Source organism: Candidatus Poriferisodalis sp. (assembly GCF_965208895.1).
GTDB lineage: Bacteria > Actinomycetota > Acidimicrobiia > Acidimicrobiales > Poriferisodalaceae > Poriferisodalis.
In genome coordinates, this window is record NZ_OZ242363.1 from 1,659,432 (window position 1) to 1,681,176 (window position 21,745).

Sequence of the window (21,745 nt, forward strand, 5' to 3'; positions counted from 1 at the left end):
GAATGCACCTCGCCAAGCTCACCAGTCCGGCTGACCTGCGGGCGCTCGGCCCAGCACAACTCGACGAGCTCTGCGCGGAGATCAGGCACTTCGTGGTGCAGGCCGTCTCGCGGACCGGCGGCCATCTTGGTTCGAATCTTGGGGCGGTCGAACTCAGCGTGGCGCTTCACCGGGTCTTCGAATCGCCGCGCGACGTCATCATCTGGGACACCGGTCACCAAGCGTATGTGCACAAGCTCATTACCGGCCGAAAGGACGGCTTCGAGCGATTGCGCCAGCGGCACGGTCTGTCGGGATACCCCAGCGCGCAGGAGTCCGATCACGACATTGTCGAGAACAGCCACGCGTCGACGTCGCTGAGCTGGGCTTCCGGCCTCGCTACGGGCTTCCAGCTCACAGGCCACGAGCACCGGCGCGTCGTCGCAGTCATCGGCGACGGCTCCATGACCGGCGGGATGGCGTTCGAGGCACTCAACAACCTCGGCCACTACGCCCAGCGAGCACTGATCGTGCTCAACGACAACGGCCGCTCCTATGCACCGACCGTCAGCCGGCTCTCCACCGTGATGTCCCGGCTGCGCCAGTCGCCCCACTACGTACAGGGCCGTCGGGCAGTCGATCACCTGCTCGAGCGGGTGCCGCTGGGAGACGGTGTGCGCCGGAGCCTGGACAGCGCCGCTGCCGCAATGCGCGAAATGTGGGAACCCCCGGCGTTCTTCGAGACGCTGGGCGTGCGTTATGTCGGCCCAGTCGACGGGCACGACATTCCGGCGATGGAATCGGCCTTCCGGGACGCTGCCTCCTATGTGAACGGCCCGATCGTCGTCCACGTGGTGACGCAGAAGGGACGCGGCTACGCACCTGCCGAGCACGACACCGAGAAGCACCTTCACGACATCGGCTTGTTCGATCCCGCCACCGGTGGTGCCCCGCCGCTCAGCACAGACGTCGGGCCACCTGCCAACCACGCAGTTGCACCAGCAGACCCCGATGCCGATTCAGAGGCAGCCGAGCCTGCTGAGCCCGTCGTGCGCGACTACACCGCTGTCTTCACCGAGACACTCATCGCAGCGGCGCGACGCGACCGTGACATCGTCGCGATCACCGCAGCCATGCCCGGCTCCACCGGACTGCTGCCATTCCAGCGTGAATTCCCCGATCGCTTCTACGACGTCGGCATCGCCGAGCAGCACGCGCTGACCTCAGCCGCTGGCATGGCGCGCGCCGGCCTCCGGCCGGTAGTTGCGGTGTACTCGACCTTCCTGGCGCGAGCTTTCGACCAAGCGCTGTACGACATCGGCCTGCACCGTCTGCCGGTCATCCTCTGTGTTGACCGGGCTGGCGTCACCGGCCCGGACGGCGCCTCCCACCACGGTCTCTACGACATAGCCATGTTCAGCCGAGTCCCGGGCATGACCGTGTTCGCCCCGTCGTCACCTGACGAACTGCCCATTGCATTCGCACAAGCTCTCGAGATCACCGATGGCCCCGCAGCAATTCGCTGGCCCCGAGGCAAAGGCCCAGTGGATGCAACTGGCCGCCAACCAGACGTCGTGGCGGGCGCAACGCGCTTACAAGCGCGCCAACACCGTTCGGGCCCCGACGCCTGCATCCTGGCCGCCGGTCAGACGTTCAACGCAGCCGTCGAAGCGGCTGAACTCTTGAGTGCCGAGGGCATAGCAGTCTCGCTGTGGGACCCAAGAATCCTGAAACCGCTCGACCGCGCCATGGTCCTCGACGCCGCCGCCCACCCCCTCGTCGTCACGGTCGAGGACGGCGTCCGAGTAGGCGGCTTCGGCAGCCTGGTCAGTGACGCACTTCACCAGCTCGATGCTCCGACCGTTCCGCGCATCGCACAACTGGGGACTCCCGACGCCTACCTCCCCCACGGCACTGCCCCAGAATTGCACGCCGAACTCGGACTCGACGCCAAAGGCATAGCGGCCGCAGTCACCAAGACCCTCGCCCGCATCACGGCCTGAAGGCCGGGAGCGCGAAACGGCCCGGAGCGCGTGCCCCGGGCCGTCAAGCGTTGAGTTGTTCGGCGCCGCAGCGATGCTGCGGGCGTCAGGTGCGACTAGCCCAGCTCGGAACCGACAACCGAGACGAAGCTCACTGCCGCCCCAGGCTGTCCGCCGAGGTTGTGGGTGAGTCCCAGCGTCTTGCCCTGCTCGGTCACCGAGGGGATCTGCCGCTCAGGCGGGGCCTGACCACGCAGCTGCAGCCAGCACTCGAAGAGCATCCGCAGGCCGGATGCACCGATCGGGTGGCCGAAGCTCTTCAGACCGCCGTCTGGGTTGACCGGGAGGTCGCCATCGAGGTCGAACGTGCCGGCCATGGCTTCCTTCCAGCCCAGGCCGCGCTCGGCGAAGCCAAGATCCTCCATCAGGACCAGTTCGGTCGGCGTGAAGCAGTCGTGCACCTCAGCCATCGCGATCTGCGAGCGGGGGTCGGTGATGCCGGCCTGCTTGTAGGCCTCGGTTGCCGATGCCTGGACCTCACGGAAGGTGGTGTAGTCGTAGGTGCTGTCCAGCGCTCCGGTCGCCGGACCGGAAGCGAAGCTGAGCGCCTTGATGTACAGCGGGTTGTCGCAGTACTTGTGGGCGTCTTCGGCCCGTACCAGGACCGCAGCGGCCGAACCGTCGCTCACGCCTGAGCAGTCGAAGATGCCCAGTGGACCAGCGATCAGCGGTGAGCCGGCGATGGTCTCCTTGGCGACCTCCTTGCGGAACTGAGCCCGGGGGTTCAGTGCGCCGTTGCGGTGGTTCTTCCAGGCGATGCGGGTGAGGACTTCCTTCATGGTGTCGGGATCGAGCCCGTACTTGTGGGCGTAGGCCGGTGCCAGCAGGCTGAACGTGGCCGGAGCGGTGATCGACGAGTCGGTGCCGTCGCTCGGCGGGCGGGCGCCCGTCAGACCCGAGTAGCCCGAGTCCTTCAGCTTCTCGACGCCGATGGCCATCACCATGTCGTAGGCGCCCGATGCGACTGCATAGGCAGCGTTGCGGAACGCTTCGGATCCGGTGGCGCACATGTTCTCGAGCCGGGTGACCGGCTTGTAGTCGAGCTGCAGCGGCTTGGACAGCGTCAGGCCGGAGACACCCGAACCCATCGTGCCGAGCCAGAAGGCGTCGATGTCGTCTTGTTCGACGCCCGCAGACGCGTACGCCTCGTGCGCCGCGTCGGTGAGCATGTCATCGACGCTGCGGTCCCAGTGCTCGCCGAACTGGGTGCAACCCATTCCGACGATCGCGACCTTGTCGCGAATGCCATGTGAACTCATGTGTGCCTGCCTTGTGGTGGGTTTTGTCTTGGGTGATGGACTGGTGGGTGCTCGGCCGGCGCAGCGTTGAGCGCGGAAGCACCTGATCTCCCAGCGACATTATGGCCGCTGGAGACTGGTTCATGCTGCGTCACCCTGCAGCCGGTCGCGCCTTCCAGAAGTAGTTATGGATTCCCTCCGCGCTGTACAGGCGCCGGAACGTCATCTCGACGCGGTCGCCGATCCTCACCTCATCTGGATCGACATCGGTCATCTCGGCCTGGAAGCGACCGCCGCCGTCATAGTCGATGACCACGGCAACCATGGGCGGCGACAGCGAGAAAGCCAGGCGATCGACGGTGAACGTCGCAATCGTGGCGGGAATGTCCGCCATGCGGACGCGTTCCATGTCGTCGACGGCGCCGCCTTCCATCGACACTCGCATCGGCGGAAGGTGAATGGCGCCTGAGCTGCGATCTCGGGATCCGACGAAGGCGTACTTCCAGTCCTCGGAACGGAACGCCGGCGGCGCACCGGGGCGTTCAGGGTCTGGGCGACGGGGCGGTTCCCGGTCCAAGAAGCCGCGCCAAGTCAGGTACTTGTTGTAATCGAGCGCGTCGTTGCCTCGGTCGATCTGGGACCGAACCGACGCAAACGGCGTGTGGTCGGCGATGGCGTCGGTCGTGCGCAGCACATCGACCGTGGCGCCGTCGGCGAGATGGACCAGCAGGATCGTCTCGCCCGGTGCCGCCTCGTCGAGAATCGCCGCCAACACGACGGCCGGGTGCGCCGAGCCGGTATTGCCGATCTCGCCGGTGAGGTCAGCAACGAGCTTGTCGCCGGCGACTCGGGACAGTCCGCGCACGGCGCGTGCGTGCATGCCGACGATCGCGATCTTGTCGATCCCGTCAAGCCCGACGCTCGCGTCGGCGAGCGCTCGCTCGATGGCGTCGTTGGCGAGCGGCAGGTATACCTGCTCGCCAAATCGTTCCTCCCAGATCCGTGAGAACGCATCGCCCGGCTGCCGGTAGCGATCAGTGAATTCAGCCGTGGCGACAGCGCCGCCGAGCCACTCGCACAGCACCGGCGAGACCGAGTCGTCACCGAAGACGAATGCGGCAGCGCCGTCGCCTCCGCCGGCCTCGTCGCTGCTGGTAGGGCGACCGGTACGCAGATCAGAAGCGATCGCCAGGTTGGTGCCGCGATTCGCAGCGGCAAGCGCCCAGACGGCTTCTGACGAGCGTGGCGCCCCACCTGCGTCGACGGCCCATGCGGACCGGGGCAGATCCAGCGCCGCATGAATCGCAGAGGCGTTCGTCTTGTCCATATAGGCAGGATTGGCGGTCGAGAACAGCACCGAATCGGGAACGATGTCGGTGCCGCGCAGAGCATTGCGCGCTGCCTCGACACCCATCGTCGTGGTGTCCTCGTCGTAGCTGGCCACCGCACGGTGCCCGCGGCCACCGCCGGAGCCCATCACCGCAGTGATCTTGGAGCGGTCCAGTCTCCAGTACGGCACATACGCCCCGTACGCAATGACCCCTCGTCCCATCGTCTCGTCTCCCCTCGTCCCGATCGACGTCCGTATCGACCTCGACACCGCGCCTCAAGCAGTTCAGGCACCGTGGCCTCGGCACACGGCGACCAGCGCAGGAGCCTACGCCTGCGGCTTGCCCTAGCGCCGGGCCTGTCGTCGCCCTGTCATCGGGATGGGGCGCATCGATTGTGTGCAATATTTTACACATGCGATTGCACATTCACTTGGACGACGACCTAGTCGCAGACGTCGACCGGCGGGCCGGCCCGCGGCGGCGCAGTGCATACATCACGGCACTCATCCGACGCGGACTCGACGACGAACGTCGCTGGGATGAGATTGAGGCGTCGCTGGGCACCATTGGCGACGGTGGTCACGCATGGGACGAAGATCCCGCCGAGTGGGTCCGCGCGCAACGCCAGGTTGACGCCCGCAGGGCTGGCTGAGCGTGTCGAGACTCCTGTTGGACTCCACAGTGCTGATCGACGCGCTGCGCGGGCGTCCGGCGGCAGAGCGGCTGAGAGGCCTGCGGCGCGTGGGAACGGAGCCGTGGGTGTGCGCTGTGTCAGTCGAGGAGATCTGGCGCGGTCTCAGAGCTGACGAGGAACACCACGCCCGCCGGCTCCTCGGTGCGTTGCGGCTCGCGCCGCTGGGCGCGTCAGAAGGTCAACGCGCCGGCCTTTGGCGCCGCGAAGCCGCATCCCAAGGCATCACGCTGCATCAGGCTGATTGCCTCATCGCAGCGGCGGCAGTCGGCATAGGTGCCGCGGTCGCCACCGCGAATGTCTCGGACTTTCCTATGTCGGAACTGGACGTGCAGCACTGGCCCGTCGGCATCTGAGTCGCTATCGATCCCGGCAGGCGCCGCGCTGTCGACCACGGCCCTGGGAGCAGCCCCGAAGAATCGCGATGATCGGTACGCAAAGTTGCGATGATCTCGACGATTGCAGCGTGCTGACGCCCGATGAAACACTGGATCGGGTCGAGTACATGCGTCGCTTCGTCACCTGACCTCAGCCAGCTACTAGAGTATTACTCATGGCTGGTGAAGTAAGGAAACGGTTGAGGGGTCGGACGACCATCACGTCCAAGCACCAAGTGACCATTCCCCTTGACGCCTTCCGCACCGCCGGGTTGGCGGCAGGGGACTCGTTGCAGAGCCGCGTGCTGGGGCCGGGCCGGGTGCTGTTCGAACGCGTCGGCGATCATCTGGCCGAGACGGCGGGCATCTTCGACGGCATCTACCCCGACCATGCCGTCGACGAACTCCGCAATGAGTGGGACTGACCCGACGGGCCTGGTCATCGTCGATGCGGGCGTGGTCATCGGCCACCTCGATCGGGCCAACCCCCACCACCACGCGGCAACCCGAGCGCTCTCAGAAGCAGCCTTGACAGCGGAGCGCCTGATGCTGCCGCTGACTGCATTCGCCGAGTGTCTCGTCTACCCCGCTCAGGCGGGCGACGACGCAGCCAGCCGCTTCGAAGCGGCACTCGGGGCCATCCCCATCGGAATTCTCGACGCTGATGTGGCGACGGCGCGTTGCGCCGCCGGTCTGCGCGCCAACCATCGTTCAGTAAAGCTGCCCGACGCCTTCGTCATCGCGACCGCGATCGTCCACGGCGCCGACGTATTGCTGACAACTGACCGGGGCTGGCCGAACTCGCTCACTCGATCACTCGCATTCGAGATCCACGTCGTCTGACCAATCGGCAGCCGTGTGCAGTTCGCAGTGGAGCCCTGAAGTGAGCGAGCGCTCGTCCCCGACAAGGATCATCCGTTCCAGCCGGTGCACGCCGATTGCCCCGTCGGCGTCGGGTCCGGGCGGCGGAAGCGAGATTTTGGTCGACCCGTGTGTTTTTACTCGGCATAGACGATTAAAAACACTTTACACTTACGAGTATGATGTGCGCATGGAGAGATCGCCCTTTCCTCACCACGGTCCGCTGCGGCCTGAACAGGTGACCGGCCGTGAGGATCTGGCCATCGATCTTGCTCAGCGGATCGCCGATCGGCGTCTGACTGCTCTGCTCGGACCCCGGCGCTACGGGAAGACGAGTTTGCTCAAGCGCGTCGCTGCTGACCTCGAAGCGGTCGGACACCAGCCCGTGTGGATCGACCTCTACGAGCGGACATCGATTGCCGACGTGGCCGCAGCCGTCGACCGCGGTCTCGCCGGCACGGTTGGGCCGACTCGCCGGACGCTCGACGACATTGCCGGCACCTTCTCGGTGAACTTGGGTGTGCTCGGCGTCCAACTGTCCCGCAGCCCCAAGCAACGGCCCGACCCGGTGCTGACGCTGCGAACCCTGCTCGACGTCCTCACGACGGCCGCGCAACGGCAGAGCCTGTTCGTGGTGTTCGACGAATTCTCCGGCATCGCTAACGTCGAAGGCGGTGCCGCGGTGCTCCGCACAGAACTGCAGCATCACTTCCAAGAACTCGGCATCGTGTTCGCCGGCTCGGAGCCATCCACCATGCAGGCGCTGTTCAGCGAGCACACCCAGCCGTTCTTCGCCCAAGCAGACCTCGTCGACATCGGGCCGCTCGCCGACGACGCCGTAGGTCGTATCGTCGAAGAGGGCTTCGCGGCCACGCAGCGTGGAACCGGCGGCCTCGCAAGCCGCATTGTTCAGTTCGCCGATGGGCACCCGCAGCGGGCGATGCAACTCGCCGATGCGCTGTGGAGGCATGTCGAACAAGGCGACACCGCCAGCCTGCCGGCATGGGAAGCAGCACTCGCGGACGTACGCGCCAACGTCGACGCTGGCTCCGAGCGTAGCTTCAGCCTGCTGCCCGCCGGCCAGCAGAAAGCGCTGCGGGCCATAGCCGCCGAAGGGTCGATCTACGGCACCGCAGCATCGCTTCTCGACCTGCCCGCCGGCACCGCCCGCGACGCTGCCAACAAGCTCGTCGGCAATGGCATCCTGCACCGCCGCCACGGGCGACTCGACCTCGTCGACCCGCTACTCGCCGACTGGTTGCGACGCCGCTTCGCTATCTGAACCGGCTCGAGCGCCCCCCGTCGGAGCGCCGGATCACATCTGCCACAGGTACGAGATCGGCACAGCCACGATGCGGGGCCCGAGACGCAGAGGTTGCTCGCCGGTGTAGAGCACGATGCCGAGTTCGAACCGGTCGCCGACGGTATCGCGAAGCCATCCGAGCGTTTCTGCCTTGCGTCCGTGGGCGCGCATCGCAGCGGTGACCTCGATGCAGATGAGATTCCCGTTGGCCAGTCGAACAATCAGGTCCACTTCTCGCTGGCGACGATCGCGGAAGTGATGCAGCGTCGCTCCCGAGCCCCCGAACGACAACTGCTTACGAATCTCGTTGGCGACGAACGTCTCGTACAGCGGTCCGCGCAGCGCCTCTGCGGGGTCGGACAGCGAGTCGGGAGTCACACATAACAACGTCGCGGCCAACCCGGAGTCAGCCATGTGCAGTTTCGAACGCCGCTTGACACGGGTGGCTGCGCTCGTCGACCACGCCGGAAGCAACACCGTCAGATACACCATCTCCAAGTAGCCGATGTAGTCGGCCGTGGTCTGCGAGCTGCCGAACGCTGTGTCCCGATGCACATCTTCGATGACGAGTTCGCCTGCGGTGCGCGCCGCAAGCGCCTCTGCGATCCTGGGTAACTCCACCATCCGGCGTGCGCCTGAGAACTCCCGAACGTCACGCGACACGATCGTGGTGAGCAGCGAGCGCAGGAACACCCCACGCTCGACTGCGCCGAGCAGCTGAGCCTCCGGGTAGCCGCCTGAACATATGCGCTCGGTGTGCTCCCGACGCGAGACCGGCGAGTGTTGCTGCGCCATCAATTCCTCGAATCGAGTCGCCATGAACCCCTTCGACTCGCGATCGATGAGCCAAGCCATCAAACCGGGCGAGTCAGCACCCATCGCTTCAGCCTCGGAGAACGGAGCCAACTCGACGATGCCCATGCGCCCTGCCAGGGACTCGCTGAGGTCGGGAACGGTGAGAAGATTGGTCGAGCCCGTCAACAAGAACGAGCCAGGAGTCCGTTCATCGTCGACGACGAGCTTGATGGCACGCACCAAGTCATCACCGCCGCGCTGCACCTCGTCGATCACCGTGGGCCGCCGACGGTCTCGAACGAATCCCATGGGGTCATCGAGGGCCGCTTGGGCCATGTCGGGATTGTCGAGACTCAGGAACACTCCCCCGTTGGCGAGCTGCTTGGCCAGCGTCATCTTGCCCGACTGACGCGGCCCCAGCAATGCAGTGATGCGGAACGTCCGCAAGTACGAGCGCAGCACCGGCTCGATTCGCCGACTGACGATGCCTGAGTCGTCCACGAGCAATCCCCTCCCAATCCGTCGGTACCGCAGCGCTGACCACAACGGCGCGCCACCGACGCCGTGAGCGATGGACGCGCCGTACCTCTAACCCTGATTATTCATGAGAATGCCGCGAGTCGTCTTTTGGGCGTGAGGGTTGGCCTGTTTTGTCGTTTCGGGGTTGTTGGGGTGCGAACTCGGGTTCTGCGGGGCAGCTTTTGGCCTCGGTTTGGGCGCGGGATGCTGCGGGGCGTGGGTGCGGACGCGGCGGGGCCGGCCCGCGGGGTGCGGGCGCTGCGCTGTGGGGGCCGGCGGGGGGGCCAGCGGGGGTGTGCGATGGCGAGCAGCGCTTTGGCGCCGGGGTGCTGTTGGGGCAGCCGCAATAGGACGCGTCGGGCGGTGTGGCACACGAGCGCTGGGAGGTGCCACAGTTGCCAGCGGAGCCGTTTGGGGGCTGCTCGTCGCAGCGCTGCGGTGAGGCAGCAGGTCTGGAACCAGCCCACGAGCGCGAGGCCGGTCATGGCCAGGGCGGCCCATGCGCTGTTCGCGTGCCAGTCGGTGAACGGCATGCGCGCGAGGCCGCTGTGGTTGAGGCGACACACGGCGTTCTCGACGTCGGCGTGTGAGCGCATCAGCTTGTCGAGATGGGCGGCGTCGCCGGTCTGGTCGGTGAGGAATCCCCAGTATCGGAAGTTGTCGCTGGGGAACAGGCTGCGCTGCGCGCCTGGATGCAATGGCTCGCGGCGCACTGTCAGCCGGGTCCCCTCGGGCCAGCCCGTCAGGTCGACGAGGTCGGTGAGGTCCGCGACCTGAGAGCCGCGCCGCAGGTGCCGGCGTGCCCGCTTGGGGACGTTGTGCCAGCGATCCGGGTCGCCCAAAGCGCCGCGGATGGCTGCTGCGATGCCCCGATTCGACCGTGCTGACACAGCGAAGCCGATGTTGCGGTCACGCAGCTTCGCGGCGAGGGTCGCCGAGCATCCCGCAGCGTCGATGCGCACCACCAACCGACGATCCGCAAGGCTCTTGTCGTCGCCGTCGCGGTGCCCGGCCGCGTCGGGCTCGGGCAGCGTCCCCACAGCGGCGTCGATCACTTCGAGATGATCGGCGATGTCGTTCGCTGCGGCGTTGCCGGGACGCAGCTTGACCCACAGCGGCTCCCCGTCCGCGACCGAGCAGATCATCGGGTGGAACCCGTAGCCGCCCTTGAAATGCGGCGCTGCGCCCTCCTTGTTTTCCGAGTGGATCTCCACCAGCGTCGAGTCGACGTCGAGGATCAGCGGGCGACCGCGATCACGGTCGGCCCACAACTGGGGCCGCACCGCCGCTGCCGCGCCCATCAGCGCCGCGGCGCCGCCGGGGCCCAGACCGGTGAGCGTGCGATACAGCGTCGAGTCCGACGCCACCTCGCCGAACAGCTCACGCTGAGCACGCAGATACTCGATGTCGGTGCACGCCTCACCGCCGCCGGCCAGCACCAACAACGCATGGACCAACACCGCGCCACGGTCATGAACCGGGGCGCGCTCCCCGCGGGCAGGCACCGCCGCCGACAACGCTTCGGTCAGCCCGACACGGTCCGCGAACCGCCCCAGAGCGAACAGGCCCGCGCCCCACACGACCCGGTCCCCGCCGCCTGTCAACCGCGCGTTTGTGACACTGGTAGCTTTCACCTCGGAGATGCCCCCCTGAACTCGCCGATGCGTACTTTGAACGCATGCATCGTCGCAGGTCAGAGGGGCTTTTCCGCGGACCCCTACAAGCCAGTCAACCCGACTCGTGAATAATCAGGGCTAATGGCGATTTTGCCCTATATCTAATATAGATTCTGCCAGCCCTCTAGTGATACATTTGCGCTTGAGACGGAATCAAGTTCGCTCAGTAGATCTCAAGCTCTGCTTGATCGCAGACTTGGATTGCTGCAAGTCGCAGCAGTCCTTGTTCACGACGCCGGGCACGGCCCACCAGCGAATTTCGATTGTTCAGCGGCGAAGCTGTGCTGCGGCGTGCGAACTGAATGCATGCAGGAACTCGGCGGCCACGAACTCCTCGTGCACGATGTTGCGGCGACGGTCGAACTCGGCCTCGAGCGCAGGGTCCCACGGGGTCGGCCCTGCGGTTGCGCTGTCGCTCGGCAACGGGACACCCTGCGCCGCGGCGCGCCGCACGGCTTTGCGGTAGTCAGCGGCCGCCATCATCCACGGCGTGCAGCCGCGGTCACGCATGCGTCGGCAGATGGCGATTCCCGCAGCGTCGAAATCGCCGTGGTATCGCAGATCGGCACCGCTTGCGGCGAGCTGGTCGATTAGTTCGGTCACCGCGGACGTCGGATTTCCGTTGGTGCACACGAGGCCGAAGGCCGCTGACACGTCTGCGGCGCGCTCGATGACGCTGGGGTTCTCCACGACCAGGATCGGCGTGCCCGGCACAACCTCGACTCGGTGCTCTCGCAATGCTCGCAAGCTCACGTGAATGGGCAGGCCGGCAGCGGCACCAAGCATCGCTGCCAGCGGCGACGCACCGAACGGGCGCAAGCCCCAGGTGAGCGCTGGAGCGGAGACCGAGTCAGCGGCGATTCCCGCCGCCGACCACACTGCCCGGCTCTCGGCGGTGCTGTCGCCGAGCCCAACCGTATACCTGAGTGCTCGCTCGACAGCCGCGGCGAGCTTCGTGTGCCTGTCGAGCGAGTGAGCCGAGCCGAACAGCTGTGCCGCCAATTCGGTGCGCGAGACGGCCTGCGTCCCCAGATCCGCTCGAGCGTCGAGGAGCCTGCGCACATTCCCCGCCAGAGCCGTGACCTCGTCGGCATCGAGGCCGCTGAGCAGCCCAGAACTGAGCATGTCCTGGCCGCAGTCGGCGGCCCACGCTTCGGGCCACGACTCCACTGCCCGTTCCAACGCTCGCCGAGCCTGCCGCGCTCGTTCCCTGGACTCTCGCTTCTTGCGCTTGGCAGGATCGGCCGGGCTGCCAAGAAGCGTCAAAGCCGAGTCGAGACCGTGGCCGATTCCCAGTCGGACCAGGCCTGCTTCGAGTTCCGCGACATTGAGCCGCGATGTCGGCGAGCGGCCGATGAGCGCTGCCACTGCCGGCTCGCAGCGCGGCTCGATGACCGGCATCTGGATCGTGACCGGCATGACGCCGTCACCGCGGTCAAGCCGCTGTCGAACCGCGTCCCACAGCGCAGTCAGACCCCGATCCGCCAAAGATGCCGGAACCGTCCGCTGAGCGACTGATTCGACGCCAGCATCTGCCGCCTGCAGACCGCCAAGATCATCGGACTCCGCGATGACCTGCTCGCTCGCAGCATCAAGAGCCGCGACCGCAGACGTGATGCCGTCGGCACCCCCAGCTTCGGGTGTCGGCTGCTCGCTCACAGCATCGACACCGCTTCATGGGAGATGTCCAGGATGTAACGCGCCGCAGCCGGCAACACGACGACCTCGTCGTCGACCAGATCGACCAGCCGGTGGTCGGCGAGCAATTCGAGAGCTTCGTCAGCCAAGCGTTCAGGACTGTCGGCAAGCTGCGACCAGTACGAGCGATGCTCGGCAGCCAGATCTGCGACGATTCCGACCACGACATCACGGTCCACCGGCGCATCCCCTTGCTGAGACAGCCGGTCGGCGAGCAGCAATGCCGCGTGGCCGACGGTGCCGGTCTGCGGGAACCGCACATCGGTGAGCTCGCCGACGGGATCGACGGCCATGACACCCTCGGCACGAGCCTCGATGTGCAGCCCGAACATCTCGTCGAAGTAGCCGGACTCCTCGCCGAGGCGCCGCCGCAGCTCCGTCCACTCGTCGGCGTCGAAGTCTCCGCGGTACACGACGGGTTCTTCAAGAATCCGGGCACGCATCCAGGCTCGGGCCGTATTGCGGCTGTCCGAACGCTCGAACAACTGCTCGACAGCTTGGGCGCGAGCCAAGACCGGCAGCGGCAGCATCGCCACCCGGTCGGGTCGAATCGCCAGCACCGCGTCGGCTTCGGCGTCATGTGCGTACTCGTCAATGCGTTCATGAAGCTCGGTTGCGAGACCGTGGGCGATCATCCAGCGCAACGCCGTCACGAGTGCCCGCCGGTCCGACAGCTCGCTCCCGATAGTCACACCCGCCTCAGCGGCAGCGCCCTGAAGCTCTTGCACCAGATCGCGCAGGCTGATCACGCTGGGACCTGACACCACAGCAGCCAGAACAAGCGCCAGCATCAGGTACTCCGAGATGCCGAACGGGCGCCGTTGCGCAGTTGCTGTGCGCAGTGGTCGATGTCGTACAACCACCGTCGTCTTGGACAGCCGGGCGGTGTCGGCGGTCACCTGCAGCCGGTAGCCGAAGCGCTGAGTGAACCATTGGTCGAGTTGCTGGCGGTGACGCCGTATCAGAACGAACTCATCGGGGAACCGTTCGGCCGCAATCAGCGGACGCACAACGAGGTGCCGCGCTGCCTCGCGGAGGTCCGCTGCGAGCTCGTCGGCATCGGAGGAGGGCCTCATGCGGCCGTCTCGGTTGGCTCGGCAGATGTGATCGCCGGCGCCGTTGCCAGCGCGGACTCCGAGACTCGACGCCCACCGGAGGCCTCCGCTACAGAGATCGTCAGGCCGTGCAGTCGAAGCCGTCCTTCGGGGCAACTGACCGTCGTGCACGCATCCTCTTCGCGTCGCAGTTCGCAGCACACGCCCGCGGACTCCGCCACTCGAATGCCCGTGCTGTCGGGCGCTTGGTGCCCGCACAGGCCGATGAGTTCCCGCAGCAAGCCGAATGCAGCAGCCGACAGCCTCGTCCCGTCGATCCGGCCCGCGGCATCGGCCCCCGAGAGCAATTCACGCGCCGTCGCTTGCCGCTCGACGCGCTCGGCGTCGAGTCGCTCCCGGATGATCCGGTGCTCGCTGCTGCGATCGCGCAAGGGCGTTGTTATTCCCGGCGGTGGCCGCCCCCCGCGCTCGCGCAACGAGATCGGCACCTGCGCCCGTGGTGCGCTCGCCCACGGTGTGGTGGTGGGCGCGGGATCGTCGGCGTCGACAGCGAGCGTTCCCGCGTGACGGCATGACCCGAGCCCAAGCGCCGCGGAAGCGACTTCGTGTGCCTCTTGCGGTGTCGTTGCTGCTTCGAAGAACATCGCTAGCCGCAGGAAGTCAGCGCGTCGCGACGTCGTCGCTGTGCCCAGGCGCGAAAGCCGGCTGAGGTTGGAGGTCAGTGTTCGTACTGCCGCCAGGGCTTGATCGGTGAGCTGGCTCAGACGGGATGGACGCGCCGGCGCATTGAAGAACCAGCGGCTCAGCAAATGCCAGTCGTCTCGTTCCGAACCGCGAAGGCGACGTGCCGAGAACATGTCGGCGAGGCCGGCTTCGTCGACGCGCTCCGCAAGGCCCGCGTCTATCGACGGGAGCAGTGCGTCCAGGTGCGGCATGATCTGCTCCAAGCAGCGCGAGATCGGTTGCTGCAGTCGCTCGATCTGGGCGAGCTGCTCGCTGACGTAGCCGACGATGACACCGGCGAGCAATTGCACCTCGTCGGCGTCGAGGTCGTAGCGGCTCTGCCATTGGGCGAGCTGCCTGAAGAACCCGGTCAGCTCCTCGGCGAATCGCTCGTGGATGTCGAACACAGCGCGCACTGCAGCGGTGGTGCCCTCGATGCCCAAGTCGCGGTACCCGTCCTTGGCGTGATCTGCGAGCAGCTGCAGGTGGCCCCTCAGGTCGCTGAGCCGGCCTGCCTGGGGATCAGCGACCTCGTCGATGGTCGCGAGCATGCGTTCGGTGAGATCGAAGACCTGCTGGCCTGCAGGGGTGATGAGGTAACGATGGCGCCTGCGGTTGTAGTCCTCCAAGCTGGTCGGATTGCCTGCATCGGTGGACACCGTCAAATTGCCCCAGCGCCGCAGGCTGTCGAGACGGTCCCGCACCACCTCGGCGCTCAGACGCACGCCCTCCAGGCGGGCTTGTACCTCTTCGGGACTGAACTCGGTGAAGAAGGTGTCCGCGAAGACAGCCAGAATGGCGCGGTACTCAGCCCATTCCTCGCCGCCGAGGTATCGGAACAGATGACGGACGCGCTGCGCGTCAGGCTCGCTCCCGGCCGCCGACGCCACCTCGCTCGACACCGCGGCGTCCTCGCTCATGACGTGACGACGCGTTCGAGCGTGTCGCCCTGCCAGCTATAGCGATCGAGCAGAATCGACTTCAGGCCGGCGTCGCGCACGATCTCGACGATGGACAGCTCGGGCACCGTGCGATGGTCGCCCCACAATCGTTCGCTGGTGGCGATGAAATCGAGATCCAACGACACGAGCAGTCCGAACAGACCGGCGTGATTGTCTGCAGAGACCTTGGCGAAGGCATCGTCGAGCAGCACGAAGCGTGCGATTCCCGCTTCGCCAGCACCCGCCTGAGCGCGTGATTCAGCCAGCGCGTCGTAGGACGCGGCCACCGCGACGAACAGCGGCAAGTACGTCACGAGCTTCTTCTCGCCTTCCGACAGCGGCGTCCGGCGGCTGAGCCGTCCCTCGGGAGCTTCGGGGCGCGTCACCATCACGGCAAGTTCGTGCCACGTCTTGTAGTCGAGCGTCTCTGCGATGAGCTGGCGGTAAGGCACGTCAGGCTCCTCGGCACGGGCTGCGTCGAGCCGTTGCGACAGCGCCTCGCGAACTTCGGCAGTCTCGTCGGGCGTACGCAGATCGGGCGGCTTGGCGAGCAACTCCACCATGCGCTTCGTCGCGGTGTCGAGCTCGGGCGAGCGTCGCCAACGCAGCCGCACGCCCACTCGGTGCGCGGTGGCAACCGAACGGAGCCGTTCGTTAGTCAGATCGATCAGATGCCCTGCGCCGTGCATCTTCTCTGCGATTTCCTTGGCGATCAGGCCTTGCAGCAGTTCGCGCAGTGCATCTTGCTGCTTGTGGTCGAGCAGGCCGGCGAGTTGGCGATGCTGGGCACTCGCAACACGCAGTGCGGCAGGCAGCGTTGCAGTGCCCGACGGTCCAGTGACCTCGACCGACAGCGGTCTGCCGGGATCGGGCTGGAGCGGGGCGGCATCCCAACCCGCACCGAGCGAGTCGCGACGCTGTTGCAGCGACAGGTAGACACTGTGGGCACTCACCTCCGAGTCGGTGCCGTCCCCACGATGCACATCGGCCATGGATCGGCTGACGTCATCGAGCAACGCCGAGAGCCCAGCCGAGCCGCCACTCCCCGCTGCGGGCGGCGCTGCCGCCTCATCGCTCACAAGTGCGTCGAAGTAGCCCGGCACCCTGAGGGCATCCTCGAGCTCGACCCGGCAGGCCTCACACGAACGCTCGCTTCCCGATGCCGCTCGCTGCGCACTCTCAGCGACGGCCCGAGCCTGTGCCCTGAGTTCCACAGCGCTCTCTTTGCGCCCGCGTGTCGTGGGAAGGCGGCGCTCGAGTGCGTCGAGGTCGCCAGCGAGCCGGTCACGCTGTTGGCGAGTCCGTTCGTAGTCCGCGCCGACAGTTCGTTCGAGCATCTCGAGGCGCGCTTGCTCGCGGTCCCGTTCCAAAGCGGCCCGCGCAACTCCAACGCGCGCCTCATCACGCTGAGCGAGGTCGTTGCGGCTCTGTGCGGCAATGCGATCGCATTCCTGAACGGAACGTTGCAACGTCGTGAGTCCGGCAACGCTCGAGGACACCAACCGGTCGAACTCGGCCAGTTCGACAGTGACGCTGTCCAGCTCAGAACTGTCTCGCGGCAGCGACAGCGTTGTGGCAATTCGACGCAGCTCGGCGTCTGAGTCGTTGACGGCACGTTCGACTTGCGTCGCATTGCGGGCCGCTTCACCGTGCCGGGACTCAGTAACCGCCAATTCGCTGGCCGCTGTGTCCACGGCACCAGCCGCACGCTCAATTTCGCTTGTGGCCGGCAGCGCTGTGCGATGGCGACGCAGGACTTCGAGCGCTTCCAGCCGGCGCTCAAGCACGTCCGCCACTTGCTGCATCTCGGCCCGCAGCGTTGTCAGTTCACGCCGCGCTGCGGCACGCTCACGCTCCAAGGCATCTCTCCGCGCGGCTGCGCCGATGAGTTCTGCGCGCTCCTTGGAGTGCCGCCCAAACAGCAAGCCTGATCGGAATGACCCGTCGGCGGCAGCGACGGTGAAGCCCTCGCCATTGACCTCGCAGCTGATCGAGTCGAGCAGGCGGGCAACAGCACTTTCGTCGACCGACCCGGCGAGCGTCACGGGAATCGTGGGATGTAGCAGGCGGCTGAGGGGATGCGCGACCGGCGACGCTGCGACGGCGACGAGTTCTCCGCTGGCAAGTTCCAGCACATCATCGGCTGCCAGCCGTGCGGAGAGCAGGCCCGACGCCTCGAGAGCAGCCTCGACGCCGGCCCGCTCACCAGCGCCAAGCTCGGGCGCGAAATCGATCAGGTCCGCGAAACAGTGTTCGGCAGGGATCTGCCAATCGAGCCTGGGAGGTTCCGGCTCGGCTCGACCCATGAGCTTGTCGAGCACAATCTGCTGGTCGCGAACCGCGTCGCGGCTGTGATCCAAAGCTTGACGAGTCTGCGCAACTGAGCCCGCTTGGGCCGCAACGGCAGCATCGAACTCGGCGAGCAAGTCCACCCGGAGCACAGCCGGTGACGGGGTCTGGTCGCCTCGAGGCGACCCAGCACGTCGTGAGACCCCAGCGGCGACATCGGACGGCGTGCCGACGGACGCGCACAGCGTCACTGCCGTCGAGGCCCACTCCCCGACCTGGGCTGCCCAGTCACGATTGGCCGCCGTCAGTGCCGCCAGCCAACCCGCATGCTGTTCGGTGGCCCGTTGCTTGGCGCTCGCCGCGATCTGGAGCGCGTCCGTTGCGCGGGCGAGTTGCCCTTCGGCTTGATCGCACCGTGTTCGCGCATTAGCTACCTGTTTGATGTCGCGCCGTCGCTGCTGTCCTGAAGCAGCGGATGCATCAAGACGACGCCTGGCAACGGTGGCATCGAAGGGCTCAGGGACAGTCAAGTCGAAGTCCTCAAGCCGAAGGCGGCCAAGATCGAGCGCTGTGGGCGGGCGTTCGGAAACGCCGCATCGGGCCGAGATCTGCTCGGTTTGGGCGAGTTCGCCGTTCAGCTTGGCGAGATCGCTGTCGCTGCGGCCGACTGCGCCCATCAGATGCTCAACCGCGCGCCGCACCCGTTCTTCGGCACTCTGGAGCCCGCGCTGCGCCTCGTCGTACTGCCGGCTGAGACTGGTGACGAGATCGCGCACGCCGTCTAGCTGGCGCCCGTCCTGGTAGGCGGGCGACTCCTCGATCGCCGAGATCTCGCTGCGCAACCGCTCGGTGCCTCGCTGCTCGTCCGTGACTTGGGCATCGAGTTGCTGCACCTTCGCATCAGCGGAGGCGACGGCCTTGTGCGCCGATGCTTCCTCGCGACGACAGCGCTGGACCTCCGCAAGCTGACGCCGCCCCTGTGCTGCTCGCTGACGCAGATCGCTCGCACAGTAGGCGCGGTACCGATCGAGCAGTCCGCCGACCGCGGCCACCGTACGTTCAAGCTCGGCGAGGTTGCGGCGGTGATCTTCGAGGTCGTCGAGCGGTGCGGCTGCATCGATGAGCGCCTGCTCGGAGAGCTGCGGCAGCGCATCGGCAAGATCGAGCGGCAGATCGACATCGATCCGGTCGCCGACTCGCGGATTGCGAACCTTGTCGATGAGCCGGATGTGCTGGTCCAAGCTGGCGCCGCCGAAGAGGTGCTGTTCAATGTGGCGCCGGTATTCCCTCCGATCGCGCTCGGCAAACACCGGGTCGCCCCCAAGATGGCCGCGCAGCGTCTCGGCTGACATCGGAACACCGTCGACGACGAACTCGATGTCGATGCCCGGGCGCTTCGAGGTTGCGAACCACCACGTCACGACGCTGTTGGCCGCCCGGTTCGCCTTGATGCCGCAACCGCAGACGAAGAACGCGTCGCCGCACCGAAACTCGATCCACAGGTAGCCCACAGGCTGGGAGTCGTCGCGTCCGCCGAGCATCCATGACGCCAACAGGCCGCTCTGATCGCGGGCAGCGTCGATGTTGCGCTGGCGAGCCGTCAGCAGGAACGGCAGCAACATGTTCATCGCCGTCGACTTGCCCGAGCCGTTCACGCCTCGCAGCAACAGCCGACCGCCCGCAAAATCGAGCACCTCGTCGCCGTACTGGTAGACGTTGATGATCCCGGCGCGCTCAAGTCGCCAGCGCGTCGGTGGATCGTCAGCGGCAGTGTCCACGGCTCAGAACGTAGCTACAGCGTGTGACATGAACTCACGTCACGAATGAAATGCGGGCTGTGCTTGCCCATTCGACAGACGACTGCACCGAACCTCGCGTGGAGGACCTCAGTGTGCAGAGCGCCTTGCTACACGGCTGGGACGACCCGGAAGGCCTCGGCCAGGCGGCCCTCAGCAAGACCACCGGCGCGGGCAGTATCCGTGCACCACTCGCGCAACCGACCGTCGAGATTCTCCATGTCCGCTGTTTGGCTGCGGTGCTCGCGCAGCGCCGCCACCTTGGCGTCGAACGAATCGGTGATGTCGATGTAACGATTCGGCTCGGTCCCGATCAACCACAACTCGTCGACGGTGTGCGGCTTGTGGCCCTCGTCAAGGAGTCCGGGGAAGGTTCGCGGGTTTCGGGAATCGGGATACACAGCTGCCAAGGTGGCTGTTGCCGTGGCCAGGTGGTCCGGATGGGAGATGTAGATGCGATCCCAGTCGGGGATCGTGGTCTGGCACAGCACCACGTCCGGTCGTGACATGCGGATCACCCGCGCAATGTCGCGGCGCAAGCCCAGATCGGCCACCACCATGCCGTCTGGATGGCCGAGCCAGTGCAACTCGGATACTCCCACACGCTTGGCGGCGGCCGTCTGCTCTGCTTGGCGCATGGCCGCCAACTCGGCAGATGTGTGGGACATGTCGTCGTCCCCGGCTTCGCCACTGGTCGCCAAGCAGTACGCCACATGGCATCCGGCCGAGGTCAGCGCGGCCACGGTGCCGGCCATACCGAAATCGATGTCGTCGGGATGCGCTACGACGATGAGCGCCCTCGCGGGCGCTTCGATCTCGCCTTCGCCGGTCAGGATCATGCCCATGGCAGCTACTCGCCTCGTCGCCACTGATCGAGACCGCGCAGCAGCGAGTCTTCGAGCCAGCCATCGAAACGACGCTCGACAGACGCCGCGGCCTCCTTGTAATTGAACTGGAAGAGCTCGCCGCACACCGGTTCGAGCTCCATGATCTGGTGCTCGATGTCGTCGCCCTTCTGCCTGCGATACAGGCACATCGAGGCGCCGACGAGACCCCGGAACTCCCGATTGATGCCATGCAGCGAGAAGAGGATCTCTGATCGGCCGCTCTCGGTGACCAGCCCGAGCCGCACCCACGAGTGCAACTCTCGCGGATTGGCCCAGTAGTCGAGGGCCGCGTGCCGGGCAGTGGTGATGACTTGGTAGCGATGCCACGAGCGACGTTCAGCGTCCTCATCGAGGCCGTAATCGACGAATACTCGGCGGGCTTGGCCATCGGCGCCGATGGCGCGAGAGAGGTCGTCCTGCAGTCCGCGGAACCGCGCTGTCGCCATGTGGGCCAACGTGGCCGAGGTTTCCTTGGCCTGCTCCATATCGACGCGTGTCTGCACCCGTCGTTCGCGGAACTGATCGCCGATGGCAGCGATGAGCTGGTCTGTCCGCTCTGCGGCCTGCCGCACCTGCTCGCCGATGCCGATCGCCTTGCGGAACCAGGTGCGCTGGACTGCCGCGATCTGCGATGCGAGCGGCTGCAGATCGCCCGAGTCGGCAGCCTTCAAGTTGTCGAGATACTTCACCCGGTCCGAACTGGCGACTACGAGCGGAAACCAGCCCTCCCGAATCAGGACCAGCGACGCAAGAGCACGGGCGACGCGCCCGTTGCCGTCTTGGAAGGGGTGTATCTGCGTAAATCGATGGTGCAGCCAAGCAGCCTCTAGCTCAGCTGCAATTCCGTCGTCGACATGTTCGAGGTGCATTTCAACGAGCTGGTCCATTTCGGATGCAACCTGTTCGGGCGGGCAGTACTCGAACACTCGGCCGTCAGGCTGCGTCGGATTGTTCGGGTGCAGCTTGTACTCGCCGTGGGTCAGCGGCACTTCGACTGGCCGGCCGAACTGGTCGATGCCCGAAGCCGTGGCTTGCTTGCGCGTCATCAAGGCGTGGAGTTCTTTGATGTACGACGACGAGAGGCGCCGCTGCTGGGCGACAAAGTCGAACAGGAAGTCGACCGCCTGGGCCTGATCAGCGATGATGCCGGCCACGACCTGCGGCGCCTTGTCTGTTGCGTCGTGAGGAATCAGCGATGCGTCGATGCCTTGCTCGATCAGCAGCTGGGTGATACCCGCGTCGAAGGTGTAGACGCGTTCGATGAGGCCGGTCTCGATTGCCCATTCCCGCTTGAGCCGTTCGTTGAAGTCGTCGACCTGATCGGTGGGTAGCTCGATCTTGACGTCGTCCCAGACTCCTGAAAGCGACAGCAGCTCGGCCCGGTCAAGGTCGAGATCTGTCTCGGCGAGGTCGGAGATCGGCGACCATCGGTGCGCTACCTCAGCCTCTGCCATCTGTCGAGCAATTCTGATCGCTAGTGCCGTGTCGAGCAGTGCGCGGAGAGCTCGAGACTGCCGGGAATGCCGACACCGAGGGGCAAGGCA

16 protein-coding genes are annotated in these 21,745 nt (G+C 66.2%); 6 read left to right on the forward strand and 10 right to left on the reverse strand.

Annotated features, from left to right (window positions below; genetic code table 11):
- The first annotated feature begins 2 nt into the window (after window positions 1-2).
- Window positions 3-1,982 (forward strand): 1-deoxy-D-xylulose-5-phosphate synthase, encoded by a 1,980-nt coding sequence (locus tag ACOGJB_RS07470; RefSeq protein ID WP_419840696.1) that lies wholly within the window; start codon window positions 3-5, stop codon window positions 1,980-1,982.
- A 95-nt stretch (window positions 1,983-2,077) separates the two neighbouring features.
- On the opposite strand, the gene ACOGJB_RS07475 is transcribed toward ACOGJB_RS07470, so the two are convergent.
- Entirely contained in the window at window positions 2,078-3,280 is a 1,203-nt protein-coding gene (locus ACOGJB_RS07475; protein WP_419840182.1) for an acetyl-CoA acetyltransferase, read from the reverse strand.
- Between the two features lie 130 nt (window positions 3,281-3,410).
- Window positions 3,411-4,811: an OB-fold domain-containing protein gene (locus ACOGJB_RS07480; RefSeq protein ID WP_419840183.1), complete on the reverse strand. Its 1,401-nt coding sequence runs from the start codon at window positions 4,809-4,811 to the stop codon at window positions 3,411-3,413.
- Between the two features lie 191 nt (window positions 4,812-5,002).
- Here ACOGJB_RS07480 and ACOGJB_RS07485 point away from each other — a divergent pair, with 191 nt between their 5' ends.
- The 5 genes from ACOGJB_RS07485 to ACOGJB_RS07505 all read left to right on the forward strand — a co-directional run bounded on the left by ACOGJB_RS07485 (window position 5,003) and on the right by ACOGJB_RS07505 (window position 7,801).
- Complete coding sequence (locus ACOGJB_RS07485) at window positions 5,003-5,242, forward strand: hypothetical protein (protein ID WP_419840184.1); 240 nt, start codon at window positions 5,003-5,005, stop codon at window positions 5,240-5,242.
- A gap of 2 nt (window positions 5,243-5,244) precedes the next feature.
- On the forward strand, window positions 5,245-5,637 hold the full coding sequence (locus ACOGJB_RS07490) for a PIN domain-containing protein (RefSeq protein WP_419840185.1): 393 nt from the start codon (window positions 5,245-5,247) through the stop codon (window positions 5,635-5,637).
- A 197-nt stretch (window positions 5,638-5,834) separates the two neighbouring features.
- Window positions 5,835-6,083, forward strand: coding sequence for an AbrB/MazE/SpoVT family DNA-binding domain-containing protein (locus ACOGJB_RS07495; protein WP_419840186.1), 249 nt, complete (start codon window positions 5,835-5,837; stop codon window positions 6,081-6,083).
- Window positions 6,070-6,501, forward strand: coding sequence for a type II toxin-antitoxin system VapC family toxin (locus ACOGJB_RS07500; protein ID WP_419840187.1), 432 nt, complete (start codon window positions 6,070-6,072; stop codon window positions 6,499-6,501). The genes ACOGJB_RS07495 and ACOGJB_RS07500 overlap by 14 nt, the downstream gene beginning before the upstream one ends.
- Before the next feature lie 40 nt (window positions 6,502-6,541).
- A complete protein-coding gene (locus ACOGJB_RS07505) occupies window positions 6,542-7,801 on the forward strand; it encodes an AAA family ATPase (RefSeq protein ID WP_419840188.1) in 1,260 nt (419 codons plus the stop codon).
- 33 nt (window positions 7,802-7,834) lie between these two features.
- Here the strand turns inward: ACOGJB_RS07505 and ACOGJB_RS07510 are convergent, their stop codons facing one another.
- The 8 genes from ACOGJB_RS07510 to ACOGJB_RS07545 all read right to left on the reverse strand — a co-directional run bounded on the left by ACOGJB_RS07510 (window position 7,835) and on the right by ACOGJB_RS07545 (window position 21,655).
- A complete protein-coding gene (locus ACOGJB_RS07510) occupies window positions 7,835-9,118 on the reverse strand; it encodes an ATP-binding protein (protein ID WP_419840189.1) in 1,284 nt (427 codons plus the stop codon).
- Between the two features lie 101 nt (window positions 9,119-9,219).
- Complete coding sequence (locus tag ACOGJB_RS07515) at window positions 9,220-10,740, reverse strand: IS1380 family transposase (protein WP_419840190.1); 1,521 nt, start codon at window positions 10,738-10,740, stop codon at window positions 9,220-9,222.
- A gap of 339 nt (window positions 10,741-11,079) precedes the next feature.
- Complete coding sequence (locus tag ACOGJB_RS07520; protein ID WP_419840191.1) at window positions 11,080-12,471, reverse strand: TIGR02679 family protein; 1,392 nt, start codon at window positions 12,469-12,471, stop codon at window positions 11,080-11,082.
- The gene (locus ACOGJB_RS07525) at window positions 12,468-13,586 is read right to left on the reverse strand and encodes a TIGR02678 family protein (protein WP_419840192.1); all 1,119 of its coding nucleotides are present in this window, start codon (window positions 13,584-13,586) and stop codon (window positions 12,468-12,470) included. The genes ACOGJB_RS07520 and ACOGJB_RS07525 overlap by 4 nt, the downstream gene beginning before the upstream one ends.
- Entirely contained in the window at window positions 13,583-15,208 is a 1,626-nt protein-coding gene (locus ACOGJB_RS07530) for a TIGR02677 family protein (RefSeq protein WP_419840193.1), read from the reverse strand. Before ACOGJB_RS07530 ends, ACOGJB_RS07525 begins: the two co-directional genes overlap by 4 nt.
- Window positions 15,205-19,296, reverse strand: coding sequence for a TIGR02680 family protein (locus tag ACOGJB_RS07535; protein ID WP_419840194.1), 4,092 nt, complete (start codon window positions 19,294-19,296; stop codon window positions 15,205-15,207). The genes ACOGJB_RS07530 and ACOGJB_RS07535 overlap by 4 nt, the downstream gene beginning before the upstream one ends.
- A 128-nt stretch (window positions 19,297-19,424) precedes the next feature.
- Window positions 19,425-20,159 (reverse strand): PIG-L deacetylase family protein, encoded by a 735-nt coding sequence (locus ACOGJB_RS07540; RefSeq protein ID WP_419840195.1) that lies wholly within the window; start codon window positions 20,157-20,159, stop codon window positions 19,425-19,427.
- Between the two features lie 5 nt (window positions 20,160-20,164).
- Window positions 20,165-21,655 carry a Fic family protein gene (locus ACOGJB_RS07545; protein ID WP_419840196.1) on the reverse strand — a complete coding sequence of 497 codons (1,491 nt, stop codon included), beginning with the start codon at window positions 21,653-21,655 and terminating at the stop codon, window positions 20,165-20,167.
- Window positions 21,656-21,745 lie beyond the last annotated feature (90 nt).